Origin of the sequence: Micromonospora sp. NPDC051300 (assembly GCF_044455315.1) — a bacterium.
In the GTDB taxonomy this organism is placed as follows: domain Bacteria; phylum Actinomycetota; class Actinomycetes; order Mycobacteriales; family Micromonosporaceae; genus Micromonospora; species Micromonospora robiginosa.
This window is the reverse complement of record NZ_JBITEP010000013.1, coordinates 135719-157358: the sequence shown is the minus strand read 5'-3', so window position 1 is coordinate 157358 and position 21640 is coordinate 135719. Positions and strand designations below refer to the sequence as shown.

Genomic DNA, 21640 nt, shown 5'->3' with positions numbered 1-21640 from the left:
CGTGCACAGTAGTGCGCGAAACTACGTCTGCGCAAAACCCTGTGCTGCGCGAACCGGGAGACGGTTGCCACGCCCACCCCACTTCGCGCAGAATGACGCGCGAAAGATGGCCTTATCGCGCCGTATTGCGCAAGGTCTTCCCTGGCGAGGAGTTGTCATGGCGTACGTGCACGCGGAGATCGCGAGCCAGCCCGACTGCTGGCGTGAGGCGGCCCGACTCGCGCCGACCGTCGCCGCGCACCTGCCCCGTCCCGGCGAGCGGGTCGCCGTGGTCGGCTGCGGCACGTCGTGGTTCATGGCGGCGGCGTACGCCGGGCTGCGCGAGGGCGCCGGCCGGGGCGAGACCGACGCGTTCCAGGCCAGCGAGTTCCCCATCGCCCGCCGCTACGACCGGCTCATCGCGATCACCCGCTCCGGCACCACCACCGAGGTGCTCGACCTGCTCACCGCGCTGCGCGGGCGGATCCCCACCACGGTGCTGGTGGGCGACCCGGACTCGCCGGCCGTCGCGCTGGCCGACGCCGCCGTCGCGCTGCCCTTCGCCGACGAGCGCTCGGTCGTGCAGACCCGCTTCGCCACCACCGCCCTCGCGCTGCTCCGCGCTCACCTCGGCGAGGACATCGGCCGGCTCGCCGCCGACGCCGAGGTGGCCGTCCGCGCGCCGCTGCCGATCGACCCCGCCGGCATCGAGCAGGTCACCTTCCTCGGCCGCGGCTGGACCGTCGGGCTGGCCCAGGAGGCCGCGCTGAAGTGCCGCGAGGCCGCCACGTTCTGGGCCGAGGCGTACCCGGCCATGGACTACCGGCACGGCCCGATCTCGGTCGCCGCCCCGGGCCGCCTGGTCTGGGCGCTCGGCGACATCCCGGACGGGCTCGCGGAGGACGTGGCGGCCACCGGCGCGGCCTTCGCGCACAGCCGCACGCACGGCTGCCGCACGGTGCTGACCAGTTGGGCGGCCGGCCGCACCCCGGTCGACCCGATGGCCGACCTGATCCTGGCCCAGCGGTTCGCCGTCGCGCTCGCCACCAGCCGTGGCCTCGACCCCGACGCCCCCCGGCACCTGACCCGGTCGGTAGTCCTGGCGTGAATGGGCGCGACGAGGTCGTCGTCGCGCTGGACGTGGGCGGCACCGGGATGAAGTGCGCCCTGGTCCGACCGGACGGCACGACCGTGCACACCGAACGGCACGCCACCGACGCGGGGCGCGGGCCGGACGCCGTGGTCGGCACCATCCTGGACGTGGCCGAGGGACTGGCCGGCACCGCGCGCGCCGCCGGTCACACGCCGGTGGCCTGCGGCATCGCCGTGCCGGGAGTGGTCGACGAGACGCGCGGGGCGGCGGTCTGGTCGGCGAACGTGGGCTTCCGGGACGTACCGCTGCGGGAGCTGGCGGCCACCCGCCTGGGCCTGCCCGCGGCGCTCGGCCACGACGTGCGGGTGGGCGGCCTGGCCGAGGCCCGGCTCGGCGCCGGTCGGGACGCCGGCCACGTGCTCTTCGTCGCGATCGGCACCGGCATCGCCGCCGCGCACGTGGTCGACGGGTCGGCCGCGACCGGCGCGCACGGCGCCGCCGGGGAGATCGGCCACATTCTGGTACGCCCCGACGGTCCGCGCTGCGGCTGCGGCCGGGTCGGCTGCCTGGAGGCGGTGGCCTCGGCCTCGGCGATCGGCCGCCGCTACACGGAGCTGGCCGGCGCGCCGGCGACCGCGGCCGAGGTGGCCGACCGGGCGGCGGCCGGTGAGCGACTCGCCGGCGACGTCTGGCGGGAGGCGGTCGAGGCGCTCGCCGACGGTCTCGCCACCGGGCAGGCGCTGTTCGACGTGGCGACCGTGGTGCTCGGCGGCGGCCTGGCCCAGGCCGGCCCCCGGCTGTTCGACCCGCTGCGCGGCGCGCTGCGGGAGCGGTTGACCTTCCACCGCGAGCCGCGTCTGGTCGCGGCCGCTCTCGGCGACGAGGCGGGCTGCCTCGGCGCCGCCCTGCTGGCCCTGGACACCCTGGCGAAGGAGAGTCGATGACCCGGCGCGTGACCGGCAAGGTGGTGACCCCGACCGGCGTCGTCCGGCAGGGCTGCGTGGAGATCGCGGACGGCCGGATCACCGCGGTCGCCGAGTATCCGTCGGTGCGCGACGGGCACTGGATCGTGCCCGGGTTCGTGGACATGCACACGCACGGCGGCGGCGGGCACACGTTCACCACAGGCGACCCGGAGTCCGCCCGGCGGGCCGCGGAGTTCCACCTCGGCCACGGCACCACCACGCTGCTGGCCAGCCTGGTCAGCTCCCCGTTCGCGCTGATGCGCGACGCCACCGCCGCGTTCCGCCCGCTCGTCGAGAGCGGCGTGCTCGCCGGCATCCACTTCGAGGGCCCCTACCTGTCGACCGACCGCTGCGGGGCGCAGAACCCGGAGTTCCTGCGCGACCCGTCCGTCGAGGAGCTGACCGAGCTGATCGAGGTGGGCGGCGGCGCGGTGCGGATGGTCACGCTGGCCCCCGAGCGGCCGGGCGCGACCGAGGCGATCGGGCTGCTGGTGGCGAGCGGGGTGGTCGCGGCGGTCGGCCACACGGACGCCACCTGGGCGCAGACCCGCGCGGCGGTGGCCGCCGGGGCGAGCGTCGGCACCCACCTGTTCAACGGGATGCGCCCGCTGCACCACCGCGAGCCCGGCCCGGTGGTGGCGCTGCTGGAGGCCCCGAACGTGGTCTGCGAGCTGGTCGCCGACGGGGTGCACCTGCACGACGGCATGCTCACCTTCGCCGCCTCGGTGGCCGGTCCCGAGCGGACCGCCCTGATCACCGACGCGATGGCCGCCGCCGGCATGCCCGACGGCGACTACGAGCTGGGCGGTCAGGCGGTCACCGTGGCCGACGGCGTGGCCCGGCTCAGCCGCGACGGCGCGATCGCCGGCAGCACGCTCACCATGGACGCCGCGCTGCGGCACGCGGTCGGCGCCGGAGTGGCGCTGCCGGACGCCTGTCGGATGGTGGCCACCACCCCGGCCCGGGCCCTCGGCCTGGCCGACCGGGTGGGTGCGCTGCGGGCCGGCCTGCGCGCCGACCTGGTGATGCTTGACGACGACCTGAACGTGGTCCGGGTGATGCGCGGCGGCGACTGGGTGGAGTGAGTCAGGCGATGGGCACCTCGACGCCCAGCACGGCCTGCTCGTCCGGACGGTGCACCAGCACGTCGGCCAGGTAGGAGTGCACGGCCCGGCGCATCCCGACGTCGCGGCCGGCCTGTTCGGAGAGCAGCCACTTGTGCTCGATGATCTGGGCGAACAGCTCCTGCGGCTCCAGCTTGCGCCGCAGGTGCCCGGGCACCGCCCGGACCACCGGCTCGAAGACCTCGGTGAGCCAGCGGTGCGCGGCCTGCTGCTCGTCGGTCAGGTCGCTCTCCACCCGGTAGGCGTCCAGGTCGTTGAGGAGCTTGCGGGCCTGGTTCTCCTCGGCGTCCAGGCCGGTGAGGCGCAGCAGCCGCCGGGTGTGGTAGCCGGCGTCGACCACCTTGGGCCGCACCAGGTAACGCCCGTTGTCCACCGTCGACATGGCCACCTCGGCGACGTCGAAGCCCAGCTCGTTGAGGCGGCGGATGCGGCCCTCGATGTCGTGCCGGGCGGCGCGCTCGACCTGCTGCTCGTAGGTGATCTCGTGCCAGAGCCGCTCGTAGCGCCGCACCACCTCCTCGCAGACCACCTCCGGGTCGATCGACTCGTGCAGCAGGCCGGCGGCCTGGAGGTCGAGCGCCTCGCCGAAGATGTTGACCCGGGCGATCTCCAGGTCCTCCCCGCGCTGGCCGTTGGAGAGCGACGGGTGCAGCGCGCCGGTCTCGGCGTCCACCAGGTAGGCGGCGAACGCGCCGGCGTCCCGCCGGAACAACGTGTTCGACAGCGAGCAGTCGCCCCAGAAGAAGCCGGTCAGGTGCATCCGCACGATCAGGGCGGCGAGCGCGTCCAGCAGCCGGTTCATCGTCTCCGGGCGGAGCGTGTTGGAGAACAACGCCCGGTAGGGCAGGGAGAACTGGAGGTGCCGGGTGATCAGCACCGGGTCGAGCGGCTCGCCGTCGTCGGTCTGCCGGTCGGCCACGATCGCGATCGCCTCGACCGACGGGAAGTCGATCCGCTCCAGCGCGCGCAGCAGGTCGTACTCCCGTTCGGCGACCCGCTCGCCGGTCTCCTTCACCGCGTAGACGTAGCCGCCGAGCCGGACGAACCGCACGACGTGCCGGGAGATGCCCTGGGGCAGCGCCACCAGGTGCTCGGCAGGCCACTGCTCCAGCGGGGTCGACCAGGGGAGGTCGAGCAGCGCCGGGTCGACGAGGGCCGAGGTGATCCGCACGGCAACCAGTGTGACCGCTGGTTCCCCGGAGCGCTTCCCTTCGTGGTTCGGCACACAGCCACCGACCGGGTCGGGCCGGTCGGCCGGTAGCGTGGTCGCGTGCGCCAGACCTCAGCGGTACGCCGCGACCTGCGGCTGCGGCCGGTCCGACCGGCCGGGTGGTGGTGGGACGGGTTGCTGCTCGCCGCGCTGGTCGCGTTGACCGTGGCGCTCGCCTCCGGTCACCTCTTCGGGCTGGACCGGGCGGTGGCCGACTGGTCGGCCGCGCACCGGCCGACCGCCGCCAGGTGGACCGCCATGGCGCTCAACCTGCTCGGCCAGGGCACCCCGTTGACGCTGCTGGCGGCCGGGCTGGGCGTGCTGCTGGCGGTGCGCGTGCGCGCGGTGCGGGCGGTGCTGCCGCCGGTGACCGCGTTCGTGCTGACGTTCTTCACGATCGGCCCGCTGAAGGTGTGGACCGCCCGCCCGGCGCCGAGCGCGAGCGTCAAGGAGCCGTTCCTGGCGCCCGAGCAGACGCTGCCGCTGTTCCAGCACGAGCTGCCGGTGCGCTTCGCCCAGTCGTACCCGTCGGGGCACGTGGCCAACGCGATCGTCTGGTACGGCGTGCTCGCCCTGCTGCTGGCGCCACTGCTGCGCACGGTCGGCCGCGTCGTGCCACCCCGGCTGGTCACCGTGGTCCGGGTGGTGCCGCCGGCGGTGGTCTTCTGCACCACCGTCTACCTGGGCTGGCACTGGCTCACCGACTCGGTGGCCGGGCTGCTGCTCGGCCTGCTGCTGGACCGGCTGCGGCGCCGGGTGCCCTGGAACGCCCTGCCGTTGCCGGCTCGGCTCGACGCCTGGGCCCGGCCGGTCGACGGGCTCGACTGAGCGTCCTCCGCCGCTCCGCCGACCACGGCGGCCTCGACCCGGTGCCACCGGCGCGACCCCGCCGGCGGCACCGGCCGTTCACGCCGGCACCCTAGGCTGCGGGTTGTGGAACGGCTGGCGCGGCGACTCGGCGTACCCGATGCGGTGGTCATCGGTCTGGGCGCGATGCTCGGTGCGGGCGTCTTCGTGGTCTTCGCCCCGGCCGCTTCGGCGGCCGGCGGCGCCGGGCTGCTCGTCGCGCTCGCGCTGGCCGGCTTCGTCGCGTTCTGCAACGCCACCAGCTCGGCGCGGCTCGCCGCCCGCCACCCCGAGTCCGGCGGCACCTACGTCTACGGCCGGGAACGGCTGCACCCGTTCGCCGGCTTCGTCGCCGGTTGGGGATTCGTGGTCGGCAAGACCGCGAGCTGCGCGGCCATGGCGCTGACCATCGGGGCCTACCTGTGGCCGGGCCGGGCGCGGCTCGTCGCGGTCCTCGCGGTGGCGGCGGTGACCGCGGTGAACCTGCTCGGGATCGGCAAGACCGCGGCCGTCACCCGGGCGCTTGTCGCGGTGGTGCTCACCGTGCTGGCCGTGGTGGCGGCGACCGGCGCGCCGCAGGTGGCCACCAACCGGCTCACCGGCTCCGCGACCCTCGGGACGCACGGTGTGCTCACCGCCGCCGGTCTGCTCTTCTTCGCCTTCGCCGGGTACGCGCGGATCGCCACGCTCGGCGAAGAGGTGCGCGACCCGGAACGCACCATCCCGCGCGCGGTGCCGCTGGCGCTCGGCGCGGTGCTGGCGGTCTACCTGGCGCTGGCCGTGGTGGCGCTCGGCGTGCTCGGCGCCGACCGGCTCGCCGCCTCGACGGCGCCACTCGTCGACGTGGTGACCGTGGCCGGCCACCCCGGGCTGGCCTGGCTGGTCCGGGCCGGGGCCGCCGTCGCGGTGACCGGGGTGCTGCTCTCCCTGCTCGCCGGCGTCGGCCGCACCACGCTGGCGATGGCCCGCCACCGCGACCTGCCCGGCGCGCTGGCCGCCGTGCACCCCCGCCACCGGGTGCCGCACCGCGCCGAGCTGGCGGTAGCCGCCGTGGTGGCCGTGGTGGTGGCGCTCGGCGACGTCCGGGGCGCGATCGGCTTCTCCAGTTGCACCGTGCTGGTCTACTACGCGATCACCAACGCGGCGGCGCTGACGCTCGGCCCGTCGCTGCTCGCCGCGCTGGGGCTGGTCGGCTGCCTGGTGCTGGCGGTCAGCCTGCCGTTGCCGAGCGTGCTCGCCGGGTTCGGCGTGCTCGCCCTCGGCGCGCTCTGGTACGCCGTCCGCCACCGCTGAGCGGCGTCACTCCGCCGGTTCACGCGGGGCGGGCGGCGCCGGCGTGGTCTCCCGCAGCAGCGCGGTCAACCCGGCCCGCCGCGCCACCACGGTCAGCCGGTCGCCGGCGTTCAGCACCACCCGCGGGTCGACCGACCAGTCGGCCTTCTGCCCGCTGCGGGTGTGCGCGAGCAGGCGCACCTCGCCGGGGCGGGCCACCGCGCCGAGCGGGCGACCGTCCAACGGGGAACCGGCCACCACGGGCACCTCGGTGACCAGCAACGCGTGCCGGTCCACCGGGATGGTGGCGATCACCGCGCGATCCAGCAGGGCCGCCGCGAACGACGGCGCGGCCAGGTAGGACACGCTGCGCGAGATGCCGATGCCGAACGCCTGCTGGATCCGCTCGGCGAAGTCGCCGTCGAACAGCCGCAGCACCACCCGCAGGTCGGCGTCGAGCGAACGGGCGATGAGCGCGGCGCGCAGGTTCGCCCCGTCGTCGGTGGAGACCACCACGAGCGCCTGGCTGGTGTCGACCGAGGCGGACCGGAGCGTCTCCTCCAGGCCGGCGTCCCCCACGATCACCGGCACGCCCAGCCGGTGCGCCAGCGCGGCGCCCCGCGCGTCGGGATTCTTGTCGATGACCACCACCTCGACGCCGAAGTCGTGCAACTGCGCCATCACCCGGGTACCGATGTTGCCCAGCCCGACCACCACCACGTGCCCGGAGCGGTCGGGTTGGATCCGCCCGGCGTGCAGGGCCAGCCGGGCGTTGACGACGCCGTCGACCACGGCGGCCGTGATCAGCGGGATCAACGCCAGCCCGGCCAGGTTGAGCACCACCTGCATGACCTGCGCGGCGACCGGTTTGTTGACGTCCGGGTCCTGGCCGCTGAGCGTGGTGACCAGGGTCAGGTAGATGGCCTCGCTCCAGGTGACGGAGGCGGCGCGGGCGTTGAGCCAGCCCAGCACCGCGATCACCCCGAGCAGCACCAGCACCGCGATGCCGATCTTGCGGGTGGCGAAGCTGCGGACGGCCCGCACCAACACCTCCACCGGCTGCCGGCGCCGCCGGGCCCGCACCAGCCGGCGGGCCGCCAGCTCGGTGCCGGGCGGCTGGCCGGTCGCCTCGGCCAGCACCACGTCGGCCGCGGCCTCGTCGGCGGGCAGCACCCGGACCAGCTCCGGGTCGCCTGTGACGGCGAGGCCGCAGACCACGTCCCGCGGGCGTACGTCGGCACGGCGGGCCACGTAGAGCGTGCGGCCGGCGTGCCGGAAGTGCGTCGGCGCCAGCTCGCCCAGCGCGGCGGCGACGAAGGCCGGGGCGGCCATCGAGGCGTCCGAGATGACCGCCGAGTCGGGGAAGAGCTGACGCAGCCCGTCGGCCAGGTTGGTGTTGAACATCCGCACCACCAGGCGCAACCGGGGTTCGACCTCCTGTGCGCAGAGCGCCGCGTGCATGTTGCCCACGTCGTCCTGGTGCAGCAGGGCCAGCCCGGCCGCGTCGGCCAACCCGGCCCGGCGGAACGCGGCCTCGTCGAGCCGGTCCGCGGTGACCACGCGTACGCCTGGTACGTCCCGCCCGTCCGGGCCGTCGGAGCGGCGGCGCCCGGGCACCACGAGCGTCACCCGCACCTGCCCGGCGGCCGGATCGGTGGCGAGCAGCGCCCGGACCACCCAGTAGGCGAGCGGATCCGAGCCACAGACCACGTAATGGGGGCGTTCGTCCCCGTTCGGCCGGAACCGCCACCCGGTCGCGCGGCGCGCTCGATCGCGCAGTGGCTCGGCCATGCCCGGATCGTAGTCAGCCGCTCGCAGCGGGCGCAGCCCCCTTCGATCTTGAACGCATGGCGTCGCCGGGTACGGGTAGAGCACCGGCATGCAGACGTTCCTGCCGTATCCGGACTTCCTGGCCAGCGCCCGGGCCCTGGACCAGAAGCGGCTGGGCAAGCAGCGCGTCGAGGCCATCCAGGTGCTGCGCGGGCTGACCCGACCCGACTACGGCTGGCGCAACCATCCCGCGGTGAAGATGTGGGCCGGGTACGAGGAGGCGCTGACCCGCTACGGGCTCGACATGTGCGCGGTGTGGTGCGAGCCCGGCCGGGCGGACACCTGCGCCGCGACGCTCGCCACCGACCTCGCCGCCGCCTGCGGCATCACCACCATCCGCCGTCAGGACGAGCTGGCCGCCGCCGGGGACCTCCCGCCCTGGCTGGGCCGCGACGACCTGCACCGCAGTCACCGGTCCTCGCTGCTGCGCAAGGACCCTGCCCACTACACCCCGCTCTTCGCCGCCGACACCCCGCTCGACCTGGACTACGTCTGGCCCTCCTCCGACCGCCCCCGCCGAGCGTGAAAGGAGGGGCCCCTTGTTAACGCCTCAGGTAGAGGAACGCGCCCCGCTTGACACCGCAGCCGGCACGACGCGCCACGGCGTCGGGTGCGCGCGCCGGCATCGCGCCCGGTGAGAGGGGTGCCCTTCTATACCGGAGGCGTTAACAAGGGGCCCTTCCTTCAACCTCAGGCAGGATGGGGAGCACTGTCGAGTGGAGGGGTGGGGCGTGGGGCTGTCGCAGAGGGTTGGTCGACTCATCGGCGTACGTGAGCACGTGGTGGACCCGGGCGGCGGTGGCGCGCCCCGCGTGCCCCGGCCGACGTCGGCGCTGGTGGTGGGCGGCGGCATCGCGGGCATGTCGGCGGCGGTGGTGCTGGCCGAGCGCGGGGTGGCGGTGACCGTGCTGGAGGCCGCACCGCATCTCGGCGGACGGCTCGGGGCCTGGCCGGAGGCGCTGCCCGACGGCGCCCAGCAGAACGAGCACGGCTTCCACGCGTTCTTCCGGCAGTACTGGAACTGGCGATCGATCCTGCGCCGGGTCGACCCGGCGCTGGCTTTCCTCAAGCCGATCCCGGGCTATCCGATCCTGTCCGCGCAGTGGCCGACCGAGGAGTTCGGCAAGCTGCCGCCGGCCCCGCCGGCCAACCTGCTGGCGTTGCTGCTGCGCAGCCCGAGCCTGCGCCTGGCCGACCTGCGGTCGATGGACCGGGACGCCGCGCTGCCGCTGCTCACCTACGACCCGGAGCGCACCTACGCGGAGTTCGACGAGCGCACCGCCGACGAGTTGCTCACCTCGCTGCGGCTGCCGGACCGCGCCCGGGCGATGCTGTTCGAGGTCTTCTCGCACTCGTTCTTCAACCACGAGGCGGAGATGTCGGCCGCCGAGATGATCGCGCAGTTCCACTTCTATCTGCTCGGCAACCCGGAGGGGTTGGCGTTCGACTGCCCGGACCAGGACTACGCGACGGCGATCTGGGAGCCGCTGACCCGGCACGTGGAGAAGCACGGCGGCCGGGTGCTGACCGGCGCCCGGGCCGCGCGGCTGGACCGTGAGCCGGAGGGCTGGCGGGTGACCGGCGCGGACGGCGACTCCTGGGCGGCCGGGCACGTGGTGCTCGCGGTCGACCCTCCGGCGCTCGCCGCGCAGGTCGCCGCCTCTCCCGGCCTGGTCGCGGTGGCGCCCGAGCTGGTGGCGCGGATGCCCGCGTTCGGCCAGGCCGGTCCGCCGTACGCGGTGGCGCGCTACTGGATGGACGGGGACGTGCGCCCGGACCGGGCGGTGTTCAGCGGCGTCTCCCGTCAGCCCACGTTGGACTCGGTGACGCTCTACCACCGGCTGGAGGAGGAGCCGCGCCGCTGGGCGGAGCGCACCGGCGGGTCGGTGGTGGAGTTGCACGCGTACGCCTGTGAGCCGGACGTGCCGGCGGACGAGTTGGCCGCGCGGATGCTGCGGGAGCTGACCGCGCTCTGGCCGGAGGTGGCCGACCTGCGGGTCCGCGAGCTGCGTGCCCGGGTCGAGGCGCAGGCGCCGGCGTTCACCCCGGGCAGCCACGCCGGCCGGCCGGGGGTACGCACCGACGCCGACGGGCTGTACCTGGCCGGGGACGGGATCCGCACCGAGTTCCCGAGCGCGTTGATGGAGCGGTCGGCGGCGACCGGGATCATCGCGGCGAACCACATCCTGCGGGCGGCGGGGGCGGCGGCCGAGCCGGTCCGCTCGATCCGTCCCCGAGGGCTGCTGGCGCGAATCGCCGACAAGCGGTCATAAGCCACATAAAGTCGGGTGGTGGGCACCGCGACGCGGACGGAGGACCGGCAGGACGAGCGGACCGCCGTGGTCACCGCGCTGCGCCTCGGCTGGTCCATGGCGGACGCCTACCACCACGCGCAGACCGCCGACCTGGGCGCGGACGCCGACCGGCGGGCGACCGCCCCGACGAAGCTGTCCAACCTGACCGAGATGCCGGGACGGCAGCGGCTCGGCATGTATCTCGACGGCGTCGACGTGGCGCTCGCCCAGATCGCCCCACTCACCCCGGCCGGCCGGGTGCTGCCCTCGACGGACGTCGCCCGGCGGGCCGGCGGGGCGAACCGGGAGCCGCTGCTGCTCGCCCTCGACGGGCTGAACGTCGACGTGCTGCGCTGGACCATGGCGACAAACCACCGGGTCGGGGTGGCGTACCGGCTGGGTCGCTCGCTGGCCGACACGGTCCGGCGCGGCGACGCCGCCGAGCTGGTGCAGCGGTTCGGCGGCCGGCAGGTCCAGCTCAGCCGGTGGCTGGACGAGTTGGCGAGCATGCTGCCGCCGTACTCGGCGGCGGTGGTGCGCCGCTCGCTGTCCACCTGGGCCGACGCGGTCGGCCGGGCCACCCTCGGCGACCCCGGCGAGGCGGGGCTCGCCGAGCTGGCCCGCGAGCTGCGCAACCAGGGCGACCTGTGGCAGGACGTGCTCACCGGCGGCCTGCACCCGCGCGACCTGCTGGACGAGGAGAACTGGGCGGTGGTGGCCCGCAACGTCGTCGTCCGGGACCGCAGGCTGGTGGCGCAGGCGGCCCGGGGCATCTTCTGGCCGGTGCTGGCGCCGCTGCTGGTGGTGCTCCTGGCGGTGGTCGGGGTCAGCGCCGCGGCGGCGGCCGGCTCCCCCACCACCCGGGCCGCGGTGGCGCTCGTCGGCCTCGGGGCCGGGCTCACCGCCATCTGGCGGTCGATCTCCGCCCCGACGCTGTCGGTGGCCGCCGAGGTGAACCGGCCACTGCTGGAGAGCGAGCTGGTGGCGCAGATGAGCACCCGGATCGACCGCCCGCTCGCCGCCGCCCGCCGGGCCGGGCGGGCCGGACGGCAGCGGCCACCGTCCGACGGCGGATCGAAATACGTTGCCCGCGTTTCCGGCGTGGATCTACCGTGAACACGCAAGGTCAACCACCGTTCCGGGAGCCGTCAATGTCGCTGCGATCCGCCACCACGACCACGTCGTGGCTGTTCGCCGACGGCTGCCGGGAACACGGTCCACGGCCCGGAGAGCCCGACTGACGCGCGCCCGCGCGTCCCGTCGTCGCCGCCCGGTCCGCCTGGACCGGGCGGCTTTTTTCGTCGTACCGATCGGAAGGGAGAACCCGGTGGACGCCGTCCTCGTCGTCAACGCCGACCTCGGCCCGCTGCACCGGGTCACCGTCCAGCACGCGATCCGGATGCTCTGCCGCCGGGTCGCCGAGATCCACGAGTCCGAGCCGGACCAGGTCATCGGCGTCTTCCCGCTGCCGCGGGTGGTCCGCCTCGTCCGGTACGTGGTGACCCGCTGGCGGTTCCGCGCCGGCCCCTCCTGGTCCCGGGCCGGCGTGCTGGCCCGCGACGGCAGGCGGTGCGCCTACTGCGACCGGCCGGCCACCACCGTCGACCACGTCCTGCCCCGCTCGCGCGGTGGCCGGAACACCTGGGGGAACACCACCGCCGCCTGCTACGCCTGCAATCAGCGCAAGGGCGACCGGACCCCGGCCGAGGCGGGCATGCCGCTGCGGCGGGAGCCGGCGACCCCGAGCTGGGCGTCACTGGCGCGGTGACCGGACGGCCGGCGGGCACAGGGGGCGGTGTCGGGGGTTACGCCCCCCGGCGCGGCGCCCGCCGGCCCCGTCCGCCGGAGATCTTGGTACGCACACGCCCCATCGAGGGCGGTCTCGTACCAAGATCTCGGTGTTCACCAAGATCTCGCGCAGCGCGTGAGCCTCACGCCGTGGCGGGGGCGGCGGGCGGCTCGGCGGGGTGGTGACGCAAGAACGCCTCGGCCCGGCGCGCATCGCGGGGGACCTGCCAGCAGACGATGCCGAACATCACCGCCATGATGCCCATCAGAGCCAGCCAGATCGGCGCGAGACTGAGCAGCGCCTGGCCGAGGTTCATCGTCAGCAAGCCACCGGTCGACGCGACGACCCATCGTTGGCGGACCATCTGCGCGGCGGTCGCACGCAGCCAGGGCAGGTCGTCCGGGGAGGCGACCATGTCGCGGCGAACCCCACGGGCGAGCGCGCGGCGACGACGAGCGCTCACCGCCCACAGCGGGGACTTCTGATCGGCCCGGTAGCCGCCACCGCGAACCATCCGGATCAGCGTGACGATCATGAGCACGAGACCCGACACCGCCAGGATCCTGCCGGTCACCTCCAGCCAGCCCGGCGGGTTGCCGCGCTCCAGCCAGCTCGCCGGGAAGCCCTCCGCCAGCCATCCCACCAGGATCGACACCAGCGTGAAGGCCCCAATCGTGCCGGCGAGCAGCAGCCGGAACCGTCGACGTCCGCGCCGGATCTCCTGGCGTTCCCCCGTACCGTCCATCGTGGCCCCCCGTTCGCCGCTCGGGGCGTACCCCATGGGGGTGGCGGGGAAACGGCGGTCAGTGCGGGGCCGGCGGGGTCCAGCCGAAGCGCGGCGGCCGGCGCTCGTTGACCGCCGCCACCCCCTCGCGGGCCTCGCCGCTGTCCCGCACCTGGGCGTGCCACCAGGCGATCCGGTCGGCGTCGGCGCGCCCGTCGACGATCTCCTTGGCGGCGGTCACGGTGAGCCGGGACCGCTCGGCGATGGTGGCGGTCAGCGCCGCCACCCGGTCGGCCAGCGCGGCGGCCGGCAGCACCTCGTCGACCAGGCCGATCCGCAGCGCCCGCTCGGCGTCGACCAGGTCGCCGGTGAAGAGCAGGTGCTTGGCGGCGGACGGGCCGACCAGCCCGGCCAGCCGCCGCGTGGTGGGCACCGGATAGACCAGGCCGAGCCGGGCCGGCGGTACGCCGAAGCGGGCGTCCGCCGCGGCCAGGCGCAGGTCGCAGGCGACGGCGAGCTGGCAGCCGCCGCCCACGCAGGCGCCCTCGATCGCGGCCACGGTGGGGCGGCCGAACGCGGCGAGCCGCTCCTCGGCGGCGACCGCGATGCTGCCGTCGCCGGCGGCCAGCAGCTCGTCCAGGTCGCCGAGGTCCGCGCCGGCGCAGAACGTGCCGCCGGCGCCGGTGAGCACCAGCGCCCGCACCGCCGGGTCGGCCTCCAGGCCGTCGAGCAGCACCGGCAGTCGGCGCCACATGGCCGGGGTCATGGCGTTGCGGCGGGTCGGGTTGTGGATCACCACGGTCGCCACCGGCCCGGTCACGGTGACGGTCAGCTCGGCGTCGGACATGGGGCTGACCGTAACGGGCGGGGCCCGGTGACCACCCGCGTGGGGTGGCCGCCGGGCCCCGGGGTCGGGCGGTCAGGTCAGGAGACGTTGACCGCGGTGTCGTCGATGACGAACGACGTCTGGAGGGACGCGTCCTCGGTGCCGGCGAACTTCAGCGTGACGGTCTGCCCGGCGTACGCGGCCAGGGAGAACGACCGCTGGGTGTAGCCGGTGGCCTTGTTCAGGTTCGAGTAGGTCGCCAGCGTCGCCAGCACGGTGCCGGACGAGTTGAGGACCTGCACGTTCAGCTTGTCGTACTGCACGGTGGTGGTGGACTCGGCCGAGTCGATGTGCAGCCAGAAGCTGAAGTTGTAGGTCGAGCAGCCCGACGGCAGGCTCACCGACTGGGCGATGTTCTCGTTGCTGCTGTAGCCGTAGCCGTTCAGCCAGGCGAACCGGGTGCCGCCGTGCGCCGACTGGCCGCTGTAGGCGCCGATCGCGCCGGTGGTGCCGGTCCACGGGCTGGTACCGGTCTCGAAGCCCGGGTTGCCGAGCTTCTGGCCGGCACCGGTGCAGCCGCCGCCGGTGCCGGTGACCGTCAGCGAGTACGTGGCGGTCTTGGTGCCCGAGGCGGCGGTGCCGGTGACCGTCACCGAGTAGGTGCCGGTCGGGGTGCTGGCGCTGGTGGCGATGGTGAGCGTGGACGAGGCGCCCGAGGTCACCGAGGCGGGGCTGAACGACGCGGTGGCGCCGGTCGGCAGGCCGGACGCGGAGAACGTCACGGTCTGCGCGGTCCCGCTGGTGGTGCCGGTGGCGACGGTGGCCGTGGCGGACCCGCCCTGGGTGACCGAGCCGGCGGTCGGGGAGAGCGAGACGGAGAAGTCGTTGCCGGTGGAGCTGCACGGGGCGTCGTTGCCGGCCACGTTCACCGCGGTCCACGCCGCCTGGACGGCCTTGTACTCGGTGGAGCAGTTGCCGTACAGGTCGGTCGCCGCCCGCAGGCTGTAGGCCCGGGCGGTGTTCGACGGGGTGGTGGTGTTGACGTAGGAGGTGTTCGAGGTGAAGTACACGTCGAGCGCCCGGTACCAGATCTTCTCCGCCTTGGCCCGGCCGATGCCGGTGACCGCCGGGGCCGAGCCGCAGACCGGCGAGGTGCCGTACGCGGTGGCGCCGGTGCCCTCGGCGAGGTTGAAGAAGAAGTGGTTGCCGACGCCGGAGGAGTAGTGCACGTCCTTGTTCTTCGTGCTGGTGGACCAGCAGGAGTCGGACGAGCCGTCCAGCGACGGGTTGTACATGTAGCGCAGCGGCGTACCGTTGCCGTTGATGTTGATCTTCTCGCCGACCTGGTAGTCGCCCGGGTCGCTCGGCGCGGCGGCGTAGAACTCCACCATGTTGCCGAAGATGTCGCTGGTGGCCTCGTTCAGGCCGCCGGACTCACCGGAGTAGACCAGGCCGGCCAGCGCCTCGGTGACGCCGTGGCTCATCTCGTGCCCGGCCACGTCCAGCGAGACCAGCGGGCGGGCGTTGCCCGAGCCGTCGCCGTAGGTCATCTGGGACCCGTCCCAGAAGGCGTTGACGTAGTTGCTGCCGTAGTGCACCCGGCTCGGCACGCCCTGGCCGTTGCCGAAGATGCCGTTGCGGCCGTACACGTTGAGGTAGTAGTCGAACGTCTTCGCGGCGCCGAAGTGGGCGTCCACGCCGGCGGACTGCCGGTTGGAGGTGGCGCCGTTGCCCCACACGTTGTCCGCGTCGGTGAACGTGGTGCAGGTGGAGGTGCCGTTGTTCATGTCGCAGGTACGGCCGTTGCCGTGCGACGGGTCGATCATCGAGTAGGTGCTGCCGGAGAGCGTCGTGTCGATGCTTACCGTGCCGGTGTAGATGCCCTGGCCGCTGCCGACCACCGACTCGATCTCGTCGTACGAGCCGATCACCTTGCCGGTGGTGGCGTCGGTGACCACGTGCAGCTTCGACGGCGTCTGCTTGTCCGCCTTCCAGCCGCTGGCGACGGTCTCCCAGGCGAGCCGGCCCTTGCCGCTGCTGGCGTCGACGAAGAGTTCGGGCGCGCCGACGGAGGTGAGGCTGCCGGTGAACGCCTTGCGCGCGCTGGCCTTGGCCGCGGCCGCGCCGACCTTGGCGGTGGTGCCCAGGGTCAGCGGGGCGGACAGGCCGACCGAGGTGCCGGTCATGGTGCCGTTCGGTGCGGTGTGGACGACGAAGTCACCGCCGTAGACCCGCAGGCCCTGGTAGGTCCGGGTGTAACGGGTGTGCGCCGCCCCGGAGGGGTCGACCTTCGTGCGGACGGCCCGGTAGGCCTCCCCGCCGGCGCCCTGGACGGCGCCCGGGTTGGTACGGATCAGGCTGTCGGCCCGAGCCGCGGCGGACTCGGGGCTGGGGGCGCTGGGCGCGGCCGCTTGCGCCGTGGTGCTGACGCAGGCCAGCACGCCGCTGGTGAGCAGCGCTGCGCTGACGGCGGCGACGGTTCTTTTCACGTGCCCTCCTGCAAGGAGAAGTTGTGACGGGGGTAGTCACTGCTGTAGATATAGCTGAGACATCGACAGACGTGAAAGAGGGCGACGGTTTCCCGTCCCAGACACTGACCGAACGGATGAGGAGGCACGGTGGACCGGAACCCTGTGGCCCCGTCGTGCGTCCGATCGGCATGAGAGCAGCCCACGCCGTGGCGGTCGGCCTCGCCGCCGCCCTCGTCCCGCTCGCCGGCTGCGCCCGCGCCGACACCCCGGCGCCGGCCGGCCCGGCCACCACCCGGCAGCCCGGCGTCGAGGTGACGCTCGTGACATCGGGCGGCATCGCCGGCCTGACCGACACCATCACCGTGCGACCCGACGGCACCTGGACGAAGACCGACCGGGCCGGCACCGCCCGCGACGGCCGGCTCGCCGCGCCGGACCTCGACCGGCTGCGGCAGCTCGCCGCCGACCCCCGCCTGCTCGCCGAGTCGGCGGTCACCGTGCCGGCGACCATGTGCGCCGACGCGTTCAGCTACCGCCTCACCGTCGGCCCGACGAGCGTCGGCTACGTGGACTGCCCACCACAGGCCACCCCGCCGGCCGCCACCGCCGAGGTCGTCGGCCTGCTCACCCGCGCCACCGGCTGAGGGCGGCGGCTCACCAGCCGGGGGCCGCCGCGAGCAGCGTCCGCCGCACGGCCTGCACCTCGCGCCGCCCGGCCGCGCCCGGCCGGACCGCGAGGAAGAGCGTGTTGAGCGGCGGCACCGGCGGCACGAGCAGCGCCCGCAGCGCGCCCGAGGCCAGCTCACCCCGGCAGAGGTACGCGGGCAGCACGCTCGCCCCCGCGCCGGCCGCCACCGCCGACCGGACCGCCCGCAGGTCCGCCACCACCAGGCTGGGCGTGCGGGTGAGCCGGGTGTCGAAGACGGTGCGCCAGTAGCGGCGCAGGATCGGCGCCTCCTCGCCCCAGGCGACCAGCGGCACCTCGCGCAGCGCCGCCGGCGTCACCGGCCCGACCACCCGGTCGGCCCACGACGGCGCCGCCACCAGCACGAACTCCTCGTCGTAGAGCGGCTCGACGACCATCCCGCGCCGGCGGGGCCGCACGCTCGTCACCGCCAGGTCGAGCCGGCCGGCGACCAGGTCGTCCTGCAACCCCTCCGGCATCCCGGCCACCACCCGCAGCTCCAGGCCGTCGGCGACCGGACCGGCGAGCGCCGGCAGCACCCGCTCGGCGAGCAGCTCGGCGGGTCCGCCGAGGAAGACCGTCCGGGCGTACGCGGTGTCCGGCTCCCCGGTCAGCACGGCGGCGAGCCGGTCCAGCGGCTCGGCCACCCGGCGGGCCAGCTCGTCCCCGGCGGCGGTCGGCGTGACGCCCCGGGGCAGCCGGTCGAAGAGCGGCCGGCCGACCGCCTCCTCCAGCGCCCGGAGCTGGGCGGTCACCGTGGGCTGCGCCACACCGAGCAGCTCGGCCGCGCCGGTGATCGAACCCGCCCGGTGCACGGCCAGGAAGCTGCGGAGCAGGTCCAGCGACGTCTTCACATCAGCAAACCTATCGCCGACGTGACTCTTGCCTATTGGTCAGCTATGGCTCGGCGCGCCAGCATGGGTGACATGACTCGTGCACTCATCGCCCTGACCAGCCATTCCGAACTCGGTGACACCGGCCGCAAGACCGGCTACTACGTCGGCGAGGCCGCCGAGCCGTGGGAGGTCTTCCGAGCCGCCGGGTACGACGTCGACCTCGTTTCGGTGGCCGGTGGCGAGCCGCCGACCGACGGCCGCGACGCCGACGACAAGACCCAGAACGACTTCCTCGCCACCGCCGGGGTGACCGACACCCCGAAGGCGGCCGACGTCGACCCGGCCGGCTACGACGTGGTCCTCTTCGCCGGCGGCCACGGCACCATGTGGGACTTCCCCGACAACGAGGACCTGGCTCGGATCGCCCGCTCGGTCCACGAGCGCGGCGGCGTGGTCGCCGCCGTCTGCCACGGTCCGTCGGCGCTGGTCAACCTCACCGGATCGGACGGTTCGCACCTGATCGCCGGCAAGCGGGTGGCCGGCTTCACCAACGACGAGGAAGCCGCCGTCGGCCTGACCGAGGTGGTGCCGTTCCTGCTCGCCGACAAGCTGACCGAGGCCGGCGCGCAGCACGTGCCCGCACCGAACTTCACCGAGCAGGTGGTGGTCGACGGCAACCTGGTCACCGGCCAGAATCCGCAGTCCGCCCGCGCGGTGGCCGAGGCCGTGGTCAAGCTCCGCCCCTGACGTCTCTCCCTCCACCGCGGTGATCAAGGAGTTCGTGTCGGATCCGATTTCCTCGGCGACACGAACTCCTTGGTCACCGCCCGCTTCCCCGGGGCTCGGGGGTCAGAAGTGGTAGTCGGCGGGGAAGCCGGTGGCGCGTAGGTCGGGTGGGAGGTGGGCGGGGTCGTTCAGGGCGATCAGCGCGGGTGGGCCGGCGTCGCTGTAGCGGATCACGGTCAGCGCGCAGTTGGCGGGGTTGAGCCCGATCCAGCGACGCTCCGGCGCCTCCAACGCGTGACGCACCAGCCAGGCGACCAGGAAGCTGTGGGTGACCACCAGCTCACGGACGTCGCCGGAGGCGGGAGCGGTGGCGAACCGGGCCACCGCCTCCGCCGTCACCACCGGCCCCTCCCGCCGCTCCTCCGCGGTGAACTCGGCCAGGAACGCGGCGTGGCGCTCGGGCAGGCCGGTCGGGTCGGTGTCGTGCGGCATGTGGTCGCCGGCCCGATCGTCCTGATGAACCGGAACACCGGGCAGCGCGGCGGCGACCAGCGCGGCGGTCTCCGCCGCCCGGGCCAGCGGCCCGTGGTGCACCGCGTCGAGCCGCGCGCCCCGCAGCCGCTCGCCGAGCAGCGTCGCCTGCCGCCGACCCCGGGCGGAGAGACCGACCTCCGGCGCCTCCGCCCCGGTCTCCTCCTGCTCGCCGTGCCGGGCCAGGAACAGCAGTCGGGTCGCCACCTGTCACCTCACCAAGATCGGGAAGGCCGACCCTAACCCGCAGCCGCCGCGACCCGCAGCCCCGCGCTCAGCCGTTCGCCCACTGCTCCCGCGGGTGCATCTGGCCGATCCGGATCCGGTTGCCGAACGGGTCCCGGATGCCGAAGTCGATCCCGTACGGCCGGTCGGTCGGCTCATCGGTGATCTCCACGCCCTTGGCCACCAGGTCCGCGTACGTCTTGTGCGCGTCGTCGGTGGTCAGGAACAGGAAGCCACCGGTGGCGCCCTTGGTGAGCAGTTCCCGGACCTGCTCGGCCGTCTTCGGGTCGAGCGCGGGCGGGCCCGGCTTCTCCAGCAGGATCTCCCGCTGCGCGTCGCCCGGCACGTTGACCGTGAGCCAGCGCATGAAGCCGAGATCCTGGTCGGTGTTCACCTCCATACCCAGCTTGCCGACGTAGAAGTCGAGCGCCTCGTCCTGGTCGAGGACGTAGATCTGGGAGCGGGAAATCGAAGTCATCGTCATGCCGTCGACGCTAGAGCAACGCCCTGACCTGGCGCTTATCCAAAACTGCTCGGTCTGGTCCAGGACTTGGCGAAACAGCTCGGCACGTTCGCGGCGGCGCTCCGGTGCCGCCGGAAGTCACGCGGCGACTCGCCGACGATCTCCCGGAACGTCCGGCTGAACGTGCCGAGGCTGGTGAAGCCGACGGCGAGGCAGATGTCGGTGACGTCCCGGTCGGTCTCCCGCAGCATCGACATGGCCCGCTCGACGCGCCGGCGTTGCAGGTAGCGGTGCGGCGTCTCGCCGAACGTGGCGCGGAACGTCCGGATGAAGTGGGCCTCGGAGACGTGCGCGATCCGGGCCAACGCGGGAATGTCCAGCGGCTGCGCGTACGCGCGGTCCATCGCGTCCCGGGCCCGCAGCATGGCCCGGTTCGACTCCTCCACCGCCCGACTCATGAAAGGCCGGGCCCCCTGTTAACGCATCCGGTATAGGAAGGGCCCCCGGTTAACACCCCGGCACCTCGCGCATCGTGCCGTCCGGCGCCATCCGGCATCGCCGAGGCGGGCCCGGGGCCGCCCGCGCGCAACGCGGGACGGATGTCGTCGTCGGCGATTGCCGGCAGCGCCGTCCTGGCACCCACGTCGCTCCCCCTCGTCCGCCGTGTTCCGTCCTCGCCGAGAACTGCCCGAGCGGCCGATCCACCGCAGCCCCCGTGCGCAGCAGGGTAACCGGCATACCACCGTCGATCGAACAACCGCCGCGACAGGAGGCCCGGATGGACGCACTGCGGAAGACCTCGCTGGTCGCGGGCGGCTTCTACGTACTCACCTTCGTCTCGATCCCGACCGTCGCGCTGTACCGCCCGGTGCGCGACGCCGACTACCTCGTGGGCACCACGTCGGAGACCCCGGTCGTCGTCGGGGCGGTCCTCGAGGTGATCGTCGCCCTCGCCTGCGTCGGCACCGCCGTCGCGCTGTTCCCGGTGGTCAAGCGCCAGGGTGAGGCCCGAGCGCTGGGGTTCGTCGCCGCGCGGACGGTGGAGGCCACCGGCATCCTCGTCGGCGTCGCGAGCATCCTGACGCTCGTGGGCCTGCGGCGGGCCGGCATTGGCACGGAAGCGCTGGCGACCGCGCCGGCGCTGGTCGCCCTCTACGACTCGATGTTCCTGCTCAGCCAGAGCCTCGTCCCGGCCGTGAACGCGCTGCTGCTGGGCTCCCTGCTCTACCAGTCGCGCCTCGTCCCGCGCGTACTCCCGCTGCTCGGGATGGTCGGCGCGCCCCTGCTTGTCGCCTCCGACGCCGGCGTGCTGTTCGGTGGCTGGGACCGGCTGTCCCCGGTGACCGCGGTCGGGGCTCTCCCCATCGCCGTCTGGGAGTTCTCGCTGAGCGTCTATCTGATCGCCAGGGGCCTGCGGCCGGCGCGGGACGTCGCCGTCTGACCGCCGGGACGAACGACGGACACCGGCCGGGATCGCCTTGTGGAATTGGAGCCCCCGGCCGGGATCGAACCGGCGACATCTCGCTTACAAGGCGAGTGCTCTGGCCAGCTGAGCTACAGGGGCGCGTGTGACGGGCTCAGCATAGCGACTGGGTCCCGGAATTCCCGCGTGGCAGCGCTCCCGACCACGGAAAACGTCGGTTTCCCGACCGGCTCGACCGTCGGATCGTCGCCGGATCCGCTTGACAGCCGGGAGATTGATGCCTTGCCGTGCCCGGGTGACCGAAATGTGTATGCGGTCCGTCCCATCC

Annotated in this window: 21 protein-coding genes and 1 tRNA gene; 12 read left to right on the top strand and 10 right to left on the bottom strand. The window is 74.0% G+C overall.

Annotation, left to right across the window (positions count from 1 at the left end):
* The first annotated feature begins 157 nt into the window (after positions 1-157).
* From ACIA5A_RS17060 to nagA, 3 genes are read left to right on the top strand one after another with little or no spacing between them, the layout of a single operon-like run.
* On the top strand, positions 158-1087 hold the full coding sequence (locus ACIA5A_RS17060) for an SIS domain-containing protein (protein ID WP_396762610.1): 930 nt from the start codon (positions 158-160) through the stop codon (positions 1085-1087).
* Positions 1084-2016 (top strand): ROK family protein, encoded by a 933-nt coding sequence (locus ACIA5A_RS17055; protein ID WP_396762607.1) that lies wholly within the window; start codon positions 1084-1086, stop codon positions 2014-2016. Before ACIA5A_RS17060 ends, ACIA5A_RS17055 begins: the two co-directional genes overlap by 4 nt.
* A complete protein-coding gene (gene nagA / locus ACIA5A_RS17050) occupies positions 2013-3122 on the top strand; it encodes an N-acetylglucosamine-6-phosphate deacetylase (RefSeq protein ID WP_396762604.1) in 1110 nt (369 codons plus the stop codon). Before ACIA5A_RS17055 ends, nagA begins: the two co-directional genes overlap by 4 nt.
* 1 nt (position 3123) lies before the next feature.
* Here nagA and ACIA5A_RS17045 read toward each other — a convergent pair whose 3' ends face one another.
* Positions 3124-4386: a DUF4032 domain-containing protein gene (locus ACIA5A_RS17045; RefSeq protein ID WP_396762601.1), complete on the bottom strand. Its 1263-nt coding sequence runs from the start codon at positions 4384-4386 to the stop codon at positions 3124-3126.
* A gap of 45 nt (positions 4387-4431) precedes the next feature.
* Between ACIA5A_RS17045 and ACIA5A_RS17040 the strand changes: the two genes are divergently transcribed.
* Positions 4432-5199 carry a phosphatase PAP2 family protein gene (locus tag ACIA5A_RS17040; protein ID WP_396762599.1) on the top strand — a complete coding sequence of 256 codons (768 nt, stop codon included), beginning with the start codon at positions 4432-4434 and terminating at the stop codon, positions 5197-5199.
* A gap of 105 nt (positions 5200-5304) precedes the next feature.
* A complete protein-coding gene (locus ACIA5A_RS17035; protein WP_396762596.1) occupies positions 5305-6510 on the top strand; it encodes an APC family permease in 1206 nt (401 codons plus the stop codon).
* Between the two features lie 6 nt (positions 6511-6516).
* Here ACIA5A_RS17035 and ACIA5A_RS17030 read toward each other — a convergent pair whose 3' ends face one another.
* Entirely contained in the window at positions 6517-8280 is a 1764-nt protein-coding gene (locus tag ACIA5A_RS17030; RefSeq protein WP_396762593.1) for a potassium channel family protein, read from the bottom strand.
* Positions 8281-8368: 88 nt separating this feature from the next.
* Here ACIA5A_RS17030 and ACIA5A_RS17025 point away from each other — a divergent pair, with 88 nt between their 5' ends.
* The 4 genes from ACIA5A_RS17025 to ACIA5A_RS17010 all read left to right on the top strand — a co-directional run bounded on the left by ACIA5A_RS17025 (position 8369) and on the right by ACIA5A_RS17010 (position 12381).
* Positions 8369-8845: an MSMEG_6728 family protein gene (locus ACIA5A_RS17025; RefSeq protein ID WP_396762590.1), complete on the top strand. Its 477-nt coding sequence runs from the start codon at positions 8369-8371 to the stop codon at positions 8843-8845.
* 205 nt (positions 8846-9050) lie between these two features.
* The gene (locus tag ACIA5A_RS17020) at positions 9051-10592 is read left to right on the top strand and encodes an FAD-dependent oxidoreductase (RefSeq protein ID WP_396762589.1); all 1542 of its coding nucleotides are present in this window, start codon (positions 9051-9053) and stop codon (positions 10590-10592) included.
* Positions 10593-10610: 18 nt separating this feature from the next.
* Positions 10611-11729, top strand: a complete 1119-nt coding sequence (locus ACIA5A_RS17015) for a hypothetical protein (protein ID WP_396762586.1) — start codon at positions 10611-10613, stop codon at positions 11727-11729.
* A gap of 211 nt (positions 11730-11940) precedes the next feature.
* On the top strand, positions 11941-12381 hold the full coding sequence (locus tag ACIA5A_RS17010) for an HNH endonuclease (protein ID WP_396762584.1): 441 nt from the start codon (positions 11941-11943) through the stop codon (positions 12379-12381).
* Positions 12382-12544: 163 nt separating this feature from the next.
* On the opposite strand, the gene ACIA5A_RS17005 is transcribed toward ACIA5A_RS17010, so the two are convergent.
* From ACIA5A_RS17005 to ACIA5A_RS16995, 3 genes are all read right to left on the bottom strand, one after another.
* Complete coding sequence (locus tag ACIA5A_RS17005) at positions 12545-13147, bottom strand: hypothetical protein (protein ID WP_396762581.1); 603 nt, start codon at positions 13145-13147, stop codon at positions 12545-12547.
* A 58-nt stretch (positions 13148-13205) separates the two neighbouring features.
* The gene (locus tag ACIA5A_RS17000; RefSeq protein WP_396762578.1) at positions 13206-13973 is read right to left on the bottom strand and encodes an enoyl-CoA hydratase/isomerase family protein; all 768 of its coding nucleotides are present in this window, start codon (positions 13971-13973) and stop codon (positions 13206-13208) included.
* A 77-nt stretch (positions 13974-14050) separates the two neighbouring features.
* Positions 14051-16441 carry a M4 family metallopeptidase gene (locus ACIA5A_RS16995; protein WP_396762575.1) on the bottom strand — a complete coding sequence of 797 codons (2391 nt, stop codon included), beginning with the start codon at positions 16439-16441 and terminating at the stop codon, positions 14051-14053.
* A 170-nt stretch (positions 16442-16611) separates the two neighbouring features.
* Here ACIA5A_RS16995 and ACIA5A_RS16990 point away from each other — a divergent pair, with 170 nt between their 5' ends.
* Positions 16612-17067 (top strand): hypothetical protein, encoded by a 456-nt coding sequence (locus tag ACIA5A_RS16990; protein WP_396762572.1) that lies wholly within the window; start codon positions 16612-16614, stop codon positions 17065-17067.
* A gap of 10 nt (positions 17068-17077) precedes the next feature.
* Here the strand turns inward: ACIA5A_RS16990 and ACIA5A_RS16985 are convergent, their stop codons facing one another.
* Positions 17078-17962, bottom strand: coding sequence for a LysR family transcriptional regulator (locus ACIA5A_RS16985; protein ID WP_396762561.1), 885 nt, complete (start codon positions 17960-17962; stop codon positions 17078-17080).
* A gap of 72 nt (positions 17963-18034) precedes the next feature.
* On the opposite strand from ACIA5A_RS16985, the gene ACIA5A_RS16980 reads away from it, so the two are divergent.
* Entirely contained in the window at positions 18035-18691 is a 657-nt protein-coding gene (locus tag ACIA5A_RS16980) for a type 1 glutamine amidotransferase domain-containing protein (RefSeq protein WP_396762558.1), read from the top strand.
* A gap of 102 nt (positions 18692-18793) precedes the next feature.
* On the opposite strand, the gene ACIA5A_RS16975 is transcribed toward ACIA5A_RS16980, so the two are convergent.
* The 3 genes from ACIA5A_RS16975 to ACIA5A_RS16965 all read right to left on the bottom strand — a co-directional run bounded on the left by ACIA5A_RS16975 (position 18794) and on the right by ACIA5A_RS16965 (position 20347).
* A complete protein-coding gene (locus tag ACIA5A_RS16975) occupies positions 18794-19408 on the bottom strand; it encodes a histidine phosphatase family protein (RefSeq protein ID WP_396762555.1) in 615 nt (204 codons plus the stop codon).
* Between the two features lie 67 nt (positions 19409-19475).
* Entirely contained in the window at positions 19476-19910 is a 435-nt protein-coding gene (locus tag ACIA5A_RS16970; protein ID WP_181570659.1) for a VOC family protein, read from the bottom strand.
* A gap of 35 nt (positions 19911-19945) precedes the next feature.
* Complete coding sequence (locus ACIA5A_RS16965; protein ID WP_396762551.1) at positions 19946-20347, bottom strand: helix-turn-helix domain-containing protein; 402 nt, start codon at positions 20345-20347, stop codon at positions 19946-19948.
* A 320-nt stretch (positions 20348-20667) separates the two neighbouring features.
* On the opposite strand from ACIA5A_RS16965, the gene ACIA5A_RS16960 reads away from it, so the two are divergent.
* Positions 20668-21330 (top strand): DUF4386 domain-containing protein, encoded by a 663-nt coding sequence (locus ACIA5A_RS16960; RefSeq protein WP_396762548.1) that lies wholly within the window; start codon positions 20668-20670, stop codon positions 21328-21330.
* A 46-nt stretch (positions 21331-21376) separates the two neighbouring features.
* On the opposite strand, the gene ACIA5A_RS16955 is transcribed toward ACIA5A_RS16960, so the two are convergent.
* Positions 21377-21453 (bottom strand) — tRNA-Thr (locus ACIA5A_RS16955).
* Positions 21454-21640 lie beyond the last annotated feature (187 nt).